The organism is Pantoea trifolii, assembly GCF_024506435.1.
Taxonomy (GTDB): domain Bacteria; phylum Pseudomonadota; class Gammaproteobacteria; order Enterobacterales; family Enterobacteriaceae; genus Pantoea; species Pantoea trifolii.
Genome location: NZ_JANIET010000001.1, coordinates 2,658,249 through 2,673,448, shown reverse-complemented (window position 1 = coordinate 2,673,448; position 15,200 = coordinate 2,658,249). Strand labels below are relative to the sequence as shown.

Below are 15,200 nucleotides of genomic sequence, written 5' to 3'. Positions count from 1 at the left end.
ATCGAACTACTTTTGTGCTGCTAAAACAACGCAGCGAACACATCTGACAGGAGTATGTAATGTCCAAGCAACAAATCGGCGTTGTAGGTATGGCGGTAATGGGCCGCAATCTAGCTCTGAACATCGAAAGCCGTGGCTACACGGTATCCATCTTCAACCGCTCGCGTGAGAAGACCGATGAAGTGATTGCTGAGAATTCAGGTAAGAAACTTGCTCCTTTTTACACTGTAGAAGAGTTCGTTGAATCGCTTGAAAAGCCTCGTCGTATCCTGCTGATGGTGCAAGCGGGTGAAGCCACAGACAAAACCATCGCTTCACTGACTCCTCATCTCGACAAAGGCGACATCCTTATCGACGGTGGCAACACCTTCTATAAAGATACTATTCGTCGAAATAAAGAACTTTCGGATCAAGGCTTCAACTTTATCGGTACGGGTGTTTCCGGTGGCGAAGAGGGCGCATTGAAAGGCCCATCAATCATGCCTGGCGGCCAGAAAGAAGCGTATGAGTTGGTTGCTCCAATTCTCGATAAGATTGCTGCGCGTGCTGAAGATGGTGAGGCTTGTGTTGCTTACATCGGTCCTAATGGTGCTGGTCACTATGTGAAGATGGTTCACAACGGCATTGAATATGGTGACATGCAATTGATCGCAGAAGCCTATGCATTGCTGAAAGGCGCGCTGGGTTTGAACAACGAAGAGTTGGCTAAAACTTTCACCGATTGGAATAACGGCGAGCTAAGCAGCTATCTGATCGATATCACCAAAGATATCTTCACCAAGAAAGATGAAGATGGTAAATACCTTGTTGATGTGATTCTTGATGAAGCAGCAAATAAAGGAACCGGTAAGTGGACTAGCCAAAGTTCATTAGATCTTGGTGAGCCATTGTCTCTTATTACCGAATCTGTTTTCGCTCGTTACCTCTCCTCACTCAAGTCTCAACGTGTTGCTGCATCTAAGGTGCTTAGTGGTCCACAAGCGCAAGCTTTCACTGGCGACAAAGCTGAGTTCGTTGAGAAAGTGCGTCGTGCTCTTTACTTGGGTAAAATCGTTTCTTACGCGCAGGGCTTCTCACAGTTGCGTGCAGCATCAGAAGAAAACGAGTGGGATCTGCATTACGGCGAAATCGCTAAGATTTTCCGTGCCGGTTGCATTATTCGTGCTCAATTCCTGCAGAAAATCACTGATGCTTATGCAAGCAATGCTGATATTGCTAACTTGCTGTTGGATCCTTACTTCAAGAATATTGCCGATGAATATCAGCAGGCGCTGCGTGATGTCGTCTCCTATGCGATTCAGAATGGTATTCCAACGCCGACTTTCTCTGCTGCGATCGCTTACTATGACAGCTATCGTTCAGAAGTATTGCCTGCTAACCTGATTCAGGCTCAGCGTGACTACTTTGGTGCGCATACTTATAAACGCATTGATAAAGAAGGTGTGTTCCACACCGAGTGGTTGGATTAATATTATTTAACACCTCTCAGTTGTGAGAGGTGTTTTTTCATTAGGTTTTTGTTTTGTGAGTCATTTTATATATGAAAGACAGTGAAAATTCCAATTCAGAAAGTTCAAATTTTCAGCAGGTTTCTTACAATAATGATAATGAAGTTGATCTGGTTGATATAATAGTACAACTCTGGAAAGGTAAAGTTACTATAGTGGTAACGGTTATAATTACTTTGGCGTTGAGTCTCGTTTATTTAAACGTTGTAAAGGAAAAGTGGACGTCAAAAGCCATAGTTACTCTTCCTGCTGCCGGTCAGGTTGCTAATTATAACGCGACGTTAAGTACGTTATATGCGCAAAACCCACAAGATAAACCTTCGATTACTGACTTGCAAAATCAAATGTTCATTCGTTTTAGTGCATCAATGAATGCATTGTCAGGTTCCCTTGCTAATCAAGAGAAACCAACAACCTTACGCATTGAACAGGTAAATAAAGGAAGTAATGATTCTCTTGCTATCTCTTTTGTTGCTGAAAGCGGAAAGCAAGCGCAGGAAACCCTTTCAAAATATATCGCAGAAGTTAATAAAGATGTTGTTGATGACTTTGGTTCTGATATCAAAAAGAATCTAGGTGTTAAAGCCAAGGAGTTGTCAAATATACTTGATGCTCATAAACAAATTGCCATTAATAAAAAACAGCATCGTATTGACGTGATTAACCAAGCATTAAAAGTAGCAATGCAGTCGGGTTTAACCAAATCACAGTTAAAAGAAGCATCATACCTCTCCGACGACACTTTGTATCTTTTAGGAAGCGATGCATTAAATGCTATGATCGCCAATGAAGCAACAAAACCATTAGACTATGATGATGATTATTACACTGCACAACGTGCGCTACTCTCAGTAACTCATGTCCAGATTCAGACAGATAATTTGCAATCTTTCCGTTATATTGCAAAAGCGGATCTACCATTTAGAAGAGATAGCCCTAAGAAAACATTAACTGTATTGTTAGCGTTAATTTTAGGCGGTGTATTAGGCTCTTCAATTGTAATTGGTCGTAACGTTGTAGCTAATTATCGCAATCGACACTAATTTTAGAACCGGCCTTTTAGGCCGGTTATTTTATCCCACCAGCAACTCTCCCCGTCTCCCCGCATTCTCCCCAGCCAACCGCACCACCAACATCCCAGCCGTCACAAACCTGGTCAAATTCCTCGCATACAACACGCCACCAAACTCAGCCACCAGCGGCATCACCTGGTCAGTAATCGGGTCAACAACCTCAGCTACCACTTCCCCAGCCTTAATCCACTCGCCCAAATTACGTCGGTAAAACACCAATCCAGATTGCGCTGCATGAATATACTCACATCCCGCCAGCGCCGTCGCCGGATGAATCAGGGCAGGGGATTTACCCACTTCACCGGCAATATAGCCGCCCTCAATCAGTGCATTGATAATCGCGTCAGCATCTTTCTCCGCCAGCTCTGGCGATACATCCGCCACACCGCGAAGTTCCAGCGTCACCGGCAGTAAGCCGCGCGGCATCGGATACTCATCACCAAAACGCTCTGCCAATGTCAGCCACGGCTCACAGCAAGCCTCATCAAACGGTTCACCGCCAGATATCTGCGCCAGCAACTGCACTTCACTGCCTAACCAACGCGCCAAAGGTTCAATGTCCGGCCACGCGTGCGGCGTAGTGTACAAATGCGGTAGCGCATCCCAGTCGCAATGCAAATCAATCATTAAATCTGCCTGACTCGCCATACGCATTAGCGTAAAGCGTTGTGCATCCAGTTCGGTGCGGGCAATGCGGTCACGATAATGGCGATCAATCGCTTCCCTGATCAGGCGTTTGTTTTCGTATTCACTTTGCGTCAGTGAGCCAGCGAGTTCCTCAACCAAGGCTTCACCCAATGCCGGGAAGCGGCGGTTAAAGTCTTGTCCTGATAACGTATGGAAACGCCCGAGATGGCTACCGTGCCAGTGTTGTCCCATCGCTAGAGGATTCGCGACCGGCACCAGCGTGATTTTAGCTTTAAGCTGACCCGCAGATTCCAGCGCTAACAGCTTCTGTTTCAAATACCATGCCACCGCCATGCCCGGCAGCTCATCGCCGTGTAGTGCAGCCTGAATGTAGACGCGTTGCTGTGAATCCGTGCCGAAGTGGAAGCTGACAATTTCGCGTTGCGTGCCCAGCGAGGCGCTTAATAGAGGATGATGTTGTTGTTGCATAACGCTATCGATGTCCTTTATTCATGGCACGCATTCAGCGACGCCTGATTTATTTTCTGATGGAATTATAGTGCTGAGTGCGAAAAGGGCGGCAAAAAGCCGCCCAAAAGATTACTGCTGGATAGAGATGTCAGTCGCGAAGTACTGTTTCTGGATTTTATCGAAAGTGCCGTTCTTCTTAAGCTCGGCAAACGCGTTATCCAGCGCGGTTTTCAGTTCGGTGTCACCTTTACGCAGACCAATCGCAGTGCCCGGACCAATAATTGGATCCTGCACAATCGGGCCTGCTAATTCGAAATCTTTGCCCTGCGGATGTTTCAGGAAACCATTTGCGGCCTGGGCAGCATCAGTAAACACCACATCAAGACGGCCCGAAATCAAATCACTCTCAACCTGTGCCTGATCGCCATAAGGTACAACCTGCACGCCATGCGGCTGCCATTTTGCCAGCGCATAACGCTCCTGCACGGTGCCTTGCTCAACGCCCACGGTTTTGCCTTTCAGCGATTCAGCGGTTGGCAGCAGGCCAGAACCTTTACGCGCAATCAGCTGCGTATGGGTGTCGTAAAGCGGCACGGTGAAATCAATCTGCTTCAGACGTTCTTCAGTGATGCCCATATCAGAGAGGATGGCGTCGAACTTACGCGCTTTCAGCGCCGGGATCATGCCATCGAACTGGCTTTCCACCCACACACATTTGGCCTGCATCTGCTCACACAACGCATTGCCGAGATCGATATCAAAACCGATCAGTTTGCCCTGCGGGGTTTTGGATTCGAAAGGAGGATAGGTAGGATCAACCGCGAAACGCACCTGTTCAATTTTTGCCTGCGCGCCAAATGCGCAACCTGCCAGTACAGCCAGCGCCAGCGTCTGACGCAGGCGGGCGGTTAAACGAGAAATTGCCATAATATCGGTCTTCTTTTGATGTGATGTTGAGTCAGAAAGAGTACCGCTCAGGGCCTGGCAAGGCAATTAGAGGATTATTTTCATCACGTTACCATTATGCAGCGTCTGGTAATCCGCAACATTTAGCACCACTGATTGCTCCAGCAATCCGGCATTGAAGGCGATTTCGTCATAACGTTCAAACAGCAGCGGATCGACCACCAGCTGTAAATCCGGATGAAAGCTAAACGGGGGAATAGCGCCGAACACGCAGCCGGTCAGCGCATCCACTTCTGCCGGTGAGGCCAATGAAGCACGTCGACCACCAACCGCTGCTGCCACTTTGCTGAGATCCGCTTGTTGATCGGCAGGCAACACTGCCAGCACATGTTGCTTGATGCCGTTACCTTTCACATGACACACCAGCGCCTTCGCGCCTTGCCCAACTTCAGTTCCGCGAATCGCCGCCACCGCTTCACACTTGCCCGTCGCTTCATGCTCCATCACGCGATAGCGCGCCTGATGCTGGTCGAGCAGCGCTATCAGTTTTTCATGTGTGGTCATGGCCTTCTCCGTGTTGGGTGAGTTGAGTAAGAAGTGCCTGCATCATATGCGTTTGACGTGGCAGCAAGCCGAGTTTTAAACCCAATGGCTTAAAAGCGCGATTTAGCATGGTCAAGGTGACGCTCTCTTTGTCCCGCTCAATATCGGAGAGCGTACGGCGGCTAATCCCTGCCAGCGTCGCATAACGCTCCTGAGAGAAACCCAGCACTTTTTTACGCAGTTGCATCAGCAACGTGCCCTGACTGAATTTCTCTTCAAGAAACTGCTGCAGCAGCTCTAGTAATAAGGCTTCGCGCTCAAATGGCGACATGTTTTTTTTCATAATTGCCATCCCGCGATGCGTTCATCCAGATAGTTAAAGCCGATGCCCGGCATTTCCAGTATTGATGGTGGTACGCCACGTGCAGCAAGCCGTGCTTTCAAACCCTTCAGATTATTCGCTAGTCCGCTGAGTTGCAGAAGAAGAACATCTGCAGAAACCAGGTCATTAAGTTGCTGAGCAATGAGGTGCCATTGATAATGGCCACCTTCCTCATACGGCGATCCCCATTGTGTGGTGCGTACGACGCCTTCCGGGTCGGCTTTCATTGGGGCAAAATCATAAACAGGCGCCAGCCACATGCCGTCTATTTTCTTCAAGATAGCGCTATTGCGGCCATGATTATCAGAATTACCAAAGGCGATATTCAGCATGTCGCGTTTCACCCATTCAATGACCAATTCTGCTTTTTGCTCGGTATCCAGTGGCAGCGTACGCACCAAACAACGTATCACCTCAAAATGGTTGAGATAGCTGCCCGGTGCTTTTTGCATCATTGAGTAAACGGATTCCAGTCCATACAGCGCTTTTTTACCTTTGATAAACGCCATATCAAAACGCGGCAACCAAAGGGAAGGGTAGCGCTCGCCTTCGCACAGCAGCATCTGCTTTGTATCGATGGTCTCTACGCCAAGAGCAGATAGCTCATGGTAAAAATGGTATTCCGCTCGCAGAATGTCGCAATCAATTGGCGTGCGTGCGCCACGAGGATATTTGACCAGATAAGGTGTGTCTTGATTCACCTGATCATCTTGCCAGGTATCGATCCACACTTCGCTGTTGCTATTACGACGCAACAATAATTTTGGTGCTTCACCGCCTGCGCCCGTTGCACCACCGCTGGCCGCGCCCATTTGCTGCGCGTACTCAAGAAAGTCGGTATCACGTTCGATCGCCCATTCGGCGGGAAAACGACGACTTTTGAGTTGGCTATCTGGCGGCAGCTGCGGCAGTGACTCTTTTATTCTCAGGTTACCAACAGGCGCGATGGTTCCAGCCTTCAGTAGCATGTAATCTTGCTCGTTAGCAGGTTTGCCTTGCAGACCTAACTGCGTAATCCAGTAACGCCTGCTGGCACCGGCGGGAATGATGTCATCAAGAAAACCAAACCAGGGTTTAGCAAAATGGCTGCCGATCAGCATTACGGGATAGTTAATGCTGCAGCTGGCAATATCGTTGCGGTCTAAATGATCAACGGCATAGTTGAAGTCGTAGGCAAGCAGGGCTTCGCCATCGCGGCCTTTGAGCGGCTCTTTGAAATCGAGCACTGCGGCATCATGCCAGCATCCATCTAGATAAATCTGCATAGTAAGCATGGTAAACCTTATTTGAGCAGCATATTGCTCAATTCTAGTTCGTTTTGCTTCCCTTGAGAAGGATGCTGCTCAAATTTCGCTTCATCAGCCAATTTTGAGCAGCATGTTGCGCAATCTGCTATTTATGACGCGCGCGCAGATTATTGATGATGGTGCTCAAATCCAGCTCCTGGTCCTGCAGCAGCACCATCAGGTGATACAGCAAATCAGACGCTTCATTGGTCAACTCGTAACGATCATTAACCGTTGCTGCCAAAGCGGTTTCCACGCCTTCTTCACCCACTTTCTGGGCGATACGCTTGGTGCCGCTGGCGTAGAGTTTCGCGGTATACGAACTCTCTGGATCGGCGCTTTTGCGCGAAGCCAGCAGTTGCTCCAGCTGATAGAGGAACGTCCAGTCTGGCGCAGCCGGTGAGAAGCAGCTGGAAGTGCCGAGATGGCAGGTTGGGCCAATCGGATTGGCCAGCACCAGCAAGGTATCGTTATCGCAATCCGGCGTGATGCTTGCCACTTGCAGGAAGTGGCCCGAGGTTTCGCCTTTGGTCCATAAACGATTTTTAGTGCGTGAGAAGAAGGTGACATTGCCCTCGCTGAGGGTTTTTTGCAGCGCTTCTTCGTTCATATAACCGTGCATCAGCACTTCGCCGGAAACGTTGTGCTGGACGATAACGGGCATCATGCCCGCAGTTTTGACCCAATCCAGCCTGGCCAGTTGTTCTGCAGTTAACACGCGCGAATCTCCACACCGTTGTCGATCAGGAAGTTTTTCAACTCGCCGATATTGATAATTTGTTTGTGAAACACCGAAGCCGCCAGCGCGCCATCAACGTTCGCCTGCTCAAAGGCGTCAAGGAAGTGCGGCATGGTGCCTGCGCCGCCGGAGGCGATCAGCGGCACTTTGCATACATCGCGCACTTTCTTCAGTTGCACCAAATCGTAGCCGTTACGCACGCCATCCTGGTTCATCATGTTGAGGACGATTTCACCCGCGCCCAGCTTCTGCACTTCCTGCACCCAATCCAGGGTTTCCCACGTGGTCACTTTGGTGCGCGCTTCGTCGCCGGTGTACTGATTGACGTGATATTTGCCGCTCGCTTCGTCAAACCAGGTATCGATGCCCACCACGATGCACTGCACGCCAAAGCGATCGGCCAGACGCGTAATCAGCGTAGGATCGGCTAATGCCGGCGAGTTTATCGAAATCTTGTCGGCACCAAACTGCAGAATGCGCGCCGCGTCTTCTTCGCTCTTAATGCCGCCCGCCACGCAGAACGGGATGTCGATCACTTCCGCCACGCGCGATACCCAGCTCTTGTCCACGACGCGGCCATCCGATGAGGCGGTGATATCGTAGAACACCAGCTCGTCCGCACCTTCCTGCGCATAACGCTGCGCCAGCGGTACGATGTCGCCGATGATTTCGTGGTTACGGAACTGAACGCCTTTTACCACTTGCCCGTCACGCACATCGAGACAAGGAATTATCCGTTTTGCCAGCATGCAATCGCCTCCGCAACCGTGAATTTATCTTCCAGCAAAGCGCGACCGACGATCACGCCCTGCGCGCCGCTGCCGCGTAACGCCGCGATGTCATCGAGCGAACCGATGCCGCCCGAAGATTGGAAAGCGATGTCCGGGAAGGCCGCAGAGACTTCTTTATACAGTTCGACGTTGGAGCCGCTCAGCGTACCGTCACGCGAAATGTCGGTGCACAGCACATGCTTGAGGCCAACCGGCTGATACCAGCCAATCACCTCTTCCAGCGTTACGCCCGCTGCTTCCTGCCAGCCGCTGATCGCCACCTCTTTGCGGTTGTTGGCATCAATGCGCACATCTAATGCCAGCACGATGGCGTCGGCGCCAAACTCGTTAAACCAGCTTTTGACGTCTTCCGGCTGCTTCACCGCGGTGGAACCGACCACCACGCGCGTAGCGCCCGCTGCCAGCAGCGCTGCCACGTCATCGCGATTACGGATGCCGCCGCCCACCTGCACCGGCACGTTCACGCCGCGCAGTAAGGTGGTGAGCAGGGGGATCTGACGTTTGGCCGGATCTTTCGCGCCGGTCAAATCCACCAGATGCAGCACTTCAGCGCCCTGGCGTTGGTAATCCTGCAGGCGCGGCAGCGGATCGCTACCGTAATCGCGCTGCTGGCCGTAATCGCCCTGATGCAGGCGCACCACTTTGCCGTCGATTAAATCTAATGCGGGGATAATCATCACATCTCCAGGAAATTTTTCAGCAACTGCGCGCCTGCTTTGCCCGAACGCTCCGGGTGGAACTGCACGCCGAAGAAGTTATCTTTCTGCAAGGCGGCAGTGAACGGATGACCGTAATCGCACTGCGCGATGGTGGCCGCATTCACCGGCATGGCGTAGCTGTGCACGAAGTAGAAGTAGCTGCCATCGGGAATGTCGCGGAACAGATGATGGCCCGCTTTAGCGGTGATCTGGTTCCAGCCCATGTGCGGCAGCGGTAAATCCTGCGTGTCCATCAGCGTGACCGGCTCATCAACCAGGCCCAGCGTGGTGACGCCGCCGTTCTCATCGCTCCCACGACCGAGCAGCTGCATGCCGAGGCAAATGCCGAGCACCGGCTGGGTGCAGGCTTTGATTAGGTCGATGAGATCGCGCTCCTGCAGCTGGTTCATCGCCGCCTGCGCGGTGCCCACGCCAGGCAGCAGCAGCTTGTCAGCATGCAGCACCACATCCGGGTCGCGGCTCACCTGCGGCGTGTAGCCGAGGCGCTCAATCGCCCACTTCACCGACGACAGGTTGGCGCAGCCGGTATCGAGAATCACCACGTTCATCACAGCACTCCTTTCGAGCTCGGCAAGGTGTTGCCTTCCACGCGAATCGCCTGGCGCAGCGTGCGGCCAAAGGCTTTGAACAGGCTCTCCACGCGATGGTGATCGTTGCGGCCTTTGGTTTTCAGGTGCAGCGTGCTCATCATGGCGTAGGAGAGCGAGCTGAAGAAGTGCTCGACCATCTCGGTGCTGAGATCGCCCACGCGCTGGTAGCTGAACTCGGCTTTGAATTCGATGTGCGGACGGCCGGAGATATCCAGCGCGCAGCGCGCGAGGCACTCATCCATTGGCAACACGAAGCCAAAACGACCGATGCCACGTTTGTCGCCCAGCGCTTTCAGCAGCGCTTCGCCGAGCGCCAGACCGGTATCTTCCACGGTGTGGTGATCGTCGATGTAGAGATCGCCTTTCACATCGATGTTCATGCGGAAACCGCCGTGCACCGCAATCTGGTCCAGCATGTGATCAAAGAAGCCGACGCCGGTGTTAATTTTGCTGCCGCCTTCACGATCCAGCCACACTTCGACTTTAATCTGCGTCTCTTTGGTGTTGCGCTGCACCAGCGCATAGCGGTCGCGCTTGGTCAGGCGCGCCTGAATCGCATCCCAATCTTCGCCTTCCGCGCCGTAACGCAGGCCCTGAATGCCCATATTCTGCGCCAGCTGAATATCGGTGAGACGATCGCCAATCACGTAACTGTTAGCGGTATCGAGCGCACCAGCGGCCAGCCAGGCTTCCACCATTTTGGTCTTCGGCTTGCGGCAATCGCAGTTATCTTCTGGCATATGCGGGCAGATCAGGATGTCGCTGAAATTCACGCCTTGTGAGCTGAGAATCTGCATCATCAGGTTGTGCGGGCCGTCGAAATCGGCCTGCGGGAAGCTAGCGGTGCCGAGGCCATCCTGATTGGTGATCATCACCAACTGAAAACCCGCTTCCTGCAACGCCAGCAGCGCAGGAATGGCGTTCTTCTCAAACGCCAGCTTCTCCATGCGATCCACCTGATAATCGGTGGGTGGTTCAGAGATGATGGTGCCGTCGCGGTCGATAAAAAGGATCTTCTGACTCATGCTTGCTCCACTGATAAGGCTTGCAGCGCGGCGATCAGGCGCTCGCACTCTTTACGGGTGCCGATGGAGATGCGCAGGCATCCCGCAAGGCCGGGGTTTTTGTTTTGGTCGCGCAGAATAATGCCTTGATCCCACAGCGTTTTAAACACTTTTGGCGAATCAGTGAAGCGCGCCAGAATGTAGTTGGTTTCGCTTGGGAACACCTGTTGCACCACGCTAATCTGCGGCAACTGTTCAAACAGCCAGGCACGATTGGCGTTCAGCTCGGCAACGTGCTGACGCATCAGCGCAATACCTTGCTCGCTCAGCGCTTGTCCGGCCACATCCGCCACCGGCGTGGCGAGCGGATAGGGTGCAATCACCTTCATCAGCAGATCGATCACCGGCTTGTTCGCCAGGGTGAAGCCGCATCGCAATCCGGCCAAGGCAAAGGCTTTGGACAGCGTGCGCAGAATCACTAAGTGCGGATACTCCTGCAGCCAGCCCGCCAGCGTCGCTTCCGGGCAGAACTCGATATAGGCTTCATCGGCCACCACCAGCGCTTTACCGGCGGTCGTTTCCAGCAGCTCGCGAATGTCATCGGGATTGATCAGGTTGCCGGTCGGATTGTTTGGACTGCACATATAGACGACTTTTACGCCGTCGAGCTGGTCGGCAATCGCCGGCAGATTTAGCTGCCAGTCATCGAGTGCCGCCACGGTACGGTATTCGATGCCGATGGTTTCGGCGCTGACGCTGTACATGCCGTAGGTTGGCGGGCAGAACAGAATCGCATCTTTGCCCGGCTCGCAGAAGGCGCGCATCAGCAGTTCGATACCTTCATCCGCGCCGCGACTGACCAGAACCTGCTCCGGCGTCAAACCGGCGTAAGCGGCGTAACGCTCAATAACAATTTTTGGCTGGCATTCCGGATAGCGGTTCAGCGTCTGCTGCGACAGTTCAAAAGGCACCGGCAGCGGGAATTCATTGGCGTTCAGCCACACATCACCGTTACCACCCAGACGACGCGCCGATTGATACGGCGTCAGCGCTCGCACGTTGGCGCGTGCCAACGCTTCAATATTCAGGCTCATGCTTGCTCCTTCAGCGCGGCAACACGCAGGGTAACGGCATTTTTGTGGGCTTCCAGCTGCTCGGCGGCGGCCAGCGTTTCAATCGTCGCGGCAAGGTTGAGGAAGCCTTGCGGCGTCAGCTCTTGCACCGTCATACGTTTCTGGAAATCGGCCAGGCCAAGGCTGGAACAGGTGGCGGTGTAACCGTAGGTCGGCAGCACGTGATTAGTGCCAGACGCGTAATCGCCCGCTGATTCCGGTGACCAGTCGCCAAGGAATACCGAACCGGCGCTGGTAATGCTATCCACCAGATCGCGCGGTTGACGCGTCTGAATGATCAGGTGCTCCGGGCCGTAGAGGTTGGAGATCTCGATGCACTGATCCAAATCGCGCAGCACAATCAGGCGGCTGCTTTCCAGCGCCTGACGCGCGGTAGCGGCACGCGGCAGCTGCGCCAGTTGCTCTTCAACCGCTTGCGCCACGCCTTCGGCCAGTTGCAGCGACGGCGTCAGCAGAATTACTTGTGAATCCGGGCCGTGTTCCGCCTGCGACAGCAAATCGGATGCCACGAATGCTGGCGTAGCGCCTTCATCGGCAATCACCAGCACTTCGGATGGACCGGCCGGCATATCGATCGCCGCGCCATCTAACCGCTGACTCACCTGACGTTTAGCTTCGGTCACGTACGCGTTGCCTGGGCCAAAAATCTTGTCCACTTTCGGCACAGTTTCGGTGCCGAAGGCGAGGGCGGCGATGGCTTGCGAGCCGCCAACCTGAAACACCTCTTTCACGCCGCACAGCTGTGCGGCATAAAGAATTTCATCGGCAATCGGCGGCGGCGAACACAGCACCACGCGACCGCAACCGGCGATGCGTGCCGGTGTCGCCAGCATCAACACGGTTGAAAACAGCGGGGCGGAACCGCCAGGAATATACAAACCCACCGATTTCACCGGACGGGTAATCTGCTGGCAGCGCACGCCAGGCTGGGTTTCCACATCCACTTCCGCCAGAATCTGCGCGTTGTGGAAGGTCTCGATATTCGCCACCGCAACCGCCATCGCCTGCTTCAGCGTGTCGCTGAGACGATCGCTGGCGGCTTGCATCTCTTCGGCGCTGATGCGCAGGTTATCCACCTGCGCTTTGTCGAAGCGCGCGCTAAATTCACGCAGCGCCGCATCACCACTCTCTTTCACTTGTACCAACACGTCACGCACGATCTGGCTGATACTTTCTGAAGCCGAAATCGCCGGACGCATCAGCAGCGCTTGCTGCTGCTCTGCGCTGCATTGCTGCCAATCAATGGGTGTCATCAGAGTGCTCATGGTGTTACTCCAACATTTTTTCGATTGGCAGCACGAGGATCGAGCTGGCACCCAGCGACTTCAGCTTCTCCATGGTTTCCCAGAACAGCGTTTCGCTGCTCACCATGTGCATCGCCACGCGGCTGACATCACCGGCCAGCGGCAGCACGGTTGGACGCTCAGCGCCCGGCAGCAGCGCAATCACTTCATCCAGACGCTCGCTTGGCGCGTGCAGCATGATGTACTTGGATTCACGCGCTTTAATCACGCCCTGAATACGCGTCATCATTTTGTCGACCAGCTCTTGCTTGGCGGCCGGCAGTTCGCCGTCGCGCTGAATCAGCACCGCTTTAGAACGGTAGATCACTTCGACTTCGCGCAGACCGTTAGCTTCCAGCGTGGCGCCGGTTGAAACCAGGTCACAAATCGCATCGGCCAGGCCAGCGCGTGGTGCAACTTCAACAGAACCGTTCAGCAGACAGGATTTGAAGGCGACGCCTTGTTTATCGAGGTATTTCTTCAGCAGGTGTGGATAAGAGGTGGCGATGCGGGCGTTATTCAGGCATTGCGGGCCGGTGTACTCTTCATCAACTGGCATTGCCAGCGACAGGCGACAACCGCCGAAATCCAGACGACGTAGCGTGAAGTAACGCGGATCTTCGCCCTGAGCACGACGGTTCAGCAGCTCCTCTTCCAGCACGTTTTCACCGACGATACCGAGATCGACGACGCCATCCATCACCAGGCCAGGAATATCATCATCACGCACGCGCAGGATGTCGATCGGCATGTTCTCCGCAAACGCAATCAGACGCTGTTGCTGAAGGTTGATTTTGATACCGCAGCGTGCCAGCAGTTCGCGTGATTCATCACTTAAACGGCCAGATTTCTGCATAGCTATGCGAATACGGGTGTTATCTAACATGGTTCCTGTCCTCTTATTCAATCCTGTCTGAACGTGTTGGTTTGCGTTCGCCCATAAAAAAACCCCCGGAAGATGATCTTCCGGGGGCTCTCTTTGCGTTCGCACCACTGGAAGATCCTAATCGTCTCCCAGCACACATCGCCTGAAAGACTAGTCAGGATGATGGTGATGATGGTGGTTGAACTGAACGCGTGTCATAGTAAATTCCGTTGCTGAATGAGTATTCATTTGCGTGCTGAATAACCTAACGAAGATGGTGACAATTGGCAACCCTTTTTTAACCGTCAATTTCCGGAATCTCCCGAAACAGTTTGCGCTGGTTTGGCACATCTGGCCGCACTAAGATGAAGTGTGAGCCCATAGCAGGAGTCGATATGAAAAAGGTCGCGATTGTAGGTCTGGGATGGCTGGGGATGCCGCTGGCGATGGCGCTAACGGCACGCGGCTGGCAGGTCACCGGCAGTAAAACCTCGCCGGATGGCGTGGACGCCGCACGCCGCTGTGGCATCGAAGCCTTCCAACTGGTGCTGACGCCCGAGCTGGAGTGTGAAGCCGAAGAGTTAGATACGCTGATGTCCGTCGATGCGCTGGTGGTGACGTTACCCGCTAGCCGCACGGTGAAAGGCGGTGAAGATTACATGCAGGCGGTGCAGAACGTGGTGGACACCGCGCTGGCGAAAAAAGTCCCGCGCATCATTTTCACCAGCTCAACGTCAGTGTACGGCAGCGGCGAAGGTGTAATGAAAGAGACCAGCCCACTGCAGCCGGAAACTGTCGCCGGCAAAACGCTGGTGGAGCTGGAGAACTGGCTGCACGATCTGCCCGGCACCAGCGTGGATATTGTGCGCCTCGCGGGATTAGTGGGGCCGAATCGTCATCCAGGTCGTTTCCTCGCAGGAAAAACCGGGCTGGAAAACGGCGGTCATGCGGTCAATCTGGTGCATCTCGATGATGTGGTGGATGCGATTGTCCTGTTGCTGCAAACCCCAAAAGGCGGGCACATTTACAATCTGTGTGCATCGAAACACCCGTCGCGCGATAGCTTTTATCCCAGCGTGTCGAAGCAGCTGGGGCTGGAACCGCCGACGTTTGTGGCGGAGCCGGAGCGTTCTAACGGGAAGGTGATTGATGGCTCGAAAATCGCTAATGAGCTGGGGTTTGAGTACACCTATGATGACCCGATGAAAATGCCGTTGGAATGATTTTCCCCTCACCCTAACCCTCTCCCGCAAGCGGGCGAGGGAATGTTTTGCTCCCTC

At 53.4% G+C, this 15,200-nt stretch carries 17 protein-coding genes and 1 other annotated feature; of the genes, 3 read left to right on the top strand and 14 right to left on the bottom strand.

Annotated elements, in window-relative coordinates; all coding sequences use genetic code 11:
• The first annotated feature begins 59 nt into the window (after window positions 1–59).
• Window positions 60–1,469, top strand: a complete 1,410-nt coding sequence (gene gndA, locus NQH49_RS12470; RefSeq protein WP_256696837.1) for an NADP-dependent phosphogluconate dehydrogenase — start codon at window positions 60–62, stop codon at window positions 1,467–1,469.
• A gap of 71 nt (window positions 1,470–1,540) precedes the next feature.
• Window positions 1,541–2,551, top strand: a complete 1,011-nt coding sequence (wzzB, locus tag NQH49_RS12465) for an LPS O-antigen chain length determinant protein WzzB (RefSeq protein ID WP_256696836.1) — start codon at window positions 1,541–1,543, stop codon at window positions 2,549–2,551.
• Window positions 2,552–2,581: 30 nt separating this feature from the next.
• Here wzzB and NQH49_RS12460 read toward each other — a convergent pair whose 3' ends face one another.
• From NQH49_RS12460 to hisL, 14 genes are all read right to left on the bottom strand, one after another.
• The gene (locus NQH49_RS12460) at window positions 2,582–3,697 is read right to left on the bottom strand and encodes a succinylglutamate desuccinylase/aspartoacylase family protein (RefSeq protein ID WP_256696835.1); all 1,116 of its coding nucleotides are present in this window, start codon (window positions 3,695–3,697) and stop codon (window positions 2,582–2,584) included.
• A gap of 111 nt (window positions 3,698–3,808) precedes the next feature.
• Window positions 3,809–4,606, bottom strand: a complete 798-nt coding sequence (locus NQH49_RS12455; protein WP_256696834.1) for an ABC transporter substrate-binding protein — start codon at window positions 4,604–4,606, stop codon at window positions 3,809–3,811.
• A 66-nt stretch (window positions 4,607–4,672) separates the two neighbouring features.
• Window positions 4,673–5,149, bottom strand: a complete 477-nt coding sequence (locus NQH49_RS12450; RefSeq protein WP_256696833.1) for a YbaK/prolyl-tRNA synthetase associated domain-containing protein — start codon at window positions 5,147–5,149, stop codon at window positions 4,673–4,675.
• Window positions 5,136–5,471, bottom strand: a complete 336-nt coding sequence (locus tag NQH49_RS12445; RefSeq protein ID WP_256696832.1) for a helix-turn-helix domain-containing protein — start codon at window positions 5,469–5,471, stop codon at window positions 5,136–5,138. Before NQH49_RS12445 ends, NQH49_RS12450 begins: the two co-directional genes overlap by 14 nt.
• Window positions 5,468–6,610 (bottom strand): type II toxin-antitoxin system HipA family toxin, encoded by a 1,143-nt coding sequence (locus tag NQH49_RS12440; RefSeq protein ID WP_256699410.1) that lies wholly within the window; start codon window positions 6,608–6,610, stop codon window positions 5,468–5,470. Before NQH49_RS12440 ends, NQH49_RS12445 begins: the two co-directional genes overlap by 4 nt.
• 292 nt (window positions 6,611–6,902) lie before the next feature.
• On the bottom strand, window positions 6,903–7,514 hold the full coding sequence (hisIE, locus tag NQH49_RS12435) for a bifunctional phosphoribosyl-AMP cyclohydrolase/phosphoribosyl-ATP diphosphatase HisIE (RefSeq protein WP_256696830.1): 612 nt from the start codon (window positions 7,512–7,514) through the stop codon (window positions 6,903–6,905).
• A complete protein-coding gene (hisF, locus tag NQH49_RS12430) occupies window positions 7,508–8,284 on the bottom strand; it encodes an imidazole glycerol phosphate synthase subunit HisF (RefSeq protein WP_137386100.1) in 777 nt (258 codons plus the stop codon). Before hisF ends, hisIE begins: the two co-directional genes overlap by 7 nt.
• On the bottom strand, window positions 8,266–9,003 hold the full coding sequence (gene hisA / locus NQH49_RS12425) for a 1-(5-phosphoribosyl)-5-[(5-phosphoribosylamino)methylideneamino]imidazole-4-carboxamide isomerase (protein ID WP_256696829.1): 738 nt from the start codon (window positions 9,001–9,003) through the stop codon (window positions 8,266–8,268). The genes hisF and hisA overlap by 19 nt, the downstream gene beginning before the upstream one ends.
• Entirely contained in the window at window positions 9,003–9,593 is a 591-nt protein-coding gene (hisH, locus tag NQH49_RS12420; protein WP_008104825.1) for an imidazole glycerol phosphate synthase subunit HisH, read from the bottom strand. The genes hisA and hisH overlap by 1 nt, the downstream gene beginning before the upstream one ends.
• Window positions 9,593–10,660, bottom strand: coding sequence for a bifunctional histidinol-phosphatase/imidazoleglycerol-phosphate dehydratase HisB (gene hisB, locus NQH49_RS12415; protein WP_256696828.1), 1,068 nt, complete (start codon window positions 10,658–10,660; stop codon window positions 9,593–9,595). Before hisB ends, hisH begins: the two co-directional genes overlap by 1 nt.
• Window positions 10,657–11,733 (bottom strand): histidinol-phosphate transaminase, encoded by a 1,077-nt coding sequence (gene hisC / locus NQH49_RS12410; RefSeq protein ID WP_256696827.1) that lies wholly within the window; start codon window positions 11,731–11,733, stop codon window positions 10,657–10,659. The genes hisB and hisC overlap by 4 nt, the downstream gene beginning before the upstream one ends.
• Window positions 11,730–13,037, bottom strand: a complete 1,308-nt coding sequence (hisD, locus tag NQH49_RS12405) for a histidinol dehydrogenase (protein WP_256696826.1) — start codon at window positions 13,035–13,037, stop codon at window positions 11,730–11,732. Before hisD ends, hisC begins: the two co-directional genes overlap by 4 nt.
• A 4-nt stretch (window positions 13,038–13,041) precedes the next feature.
• A complete protein-coding gene (gene hisG / locus NQH49_RS12400; protein WP_008104821.1) occupies window positions 13,042–13,941 on the bottom strand; it encodes an ATP phosphoribosyltransferase in 900 nt (299 codons plus the stop codon).
• Window positions 13,942–13,994: 53 nt separating this feature from the next.
• Window positions 13,995–14,116 (bottom strand) — a sequence feature (His leader region).
• A complete protein-coding gene (gene hisL, locus NQH49_RS12395) occupies window positions 14,092–14,139 on the bottom strand; it encodes a his operon leader peptide (RefSeq protein WP_100396937.1) in 48 nt (15 codons plus the stop codon). Its footprint overlaps the feature before it by 25 nt.
• A 176-nt stretch (window positions 14,140–14,315) precedes the next feature.
• On the opposite strand from hisL, the gene NQH49_RS12390 reads away from it, so the two are divergent.
• Window positions 14,316–15,143 (top strand): SDR family oxidoreductase, encoded by an 828-nt coding sequence (locus NQH49_RS12390; protein ID WP_256696825.1) that lies wholly within the window; start codon window positions 14,316–14,318, stop codon window positions 15,141–15,143.
• Window positions 15,144–15,200: the final 57 nt, after the last annotated feature.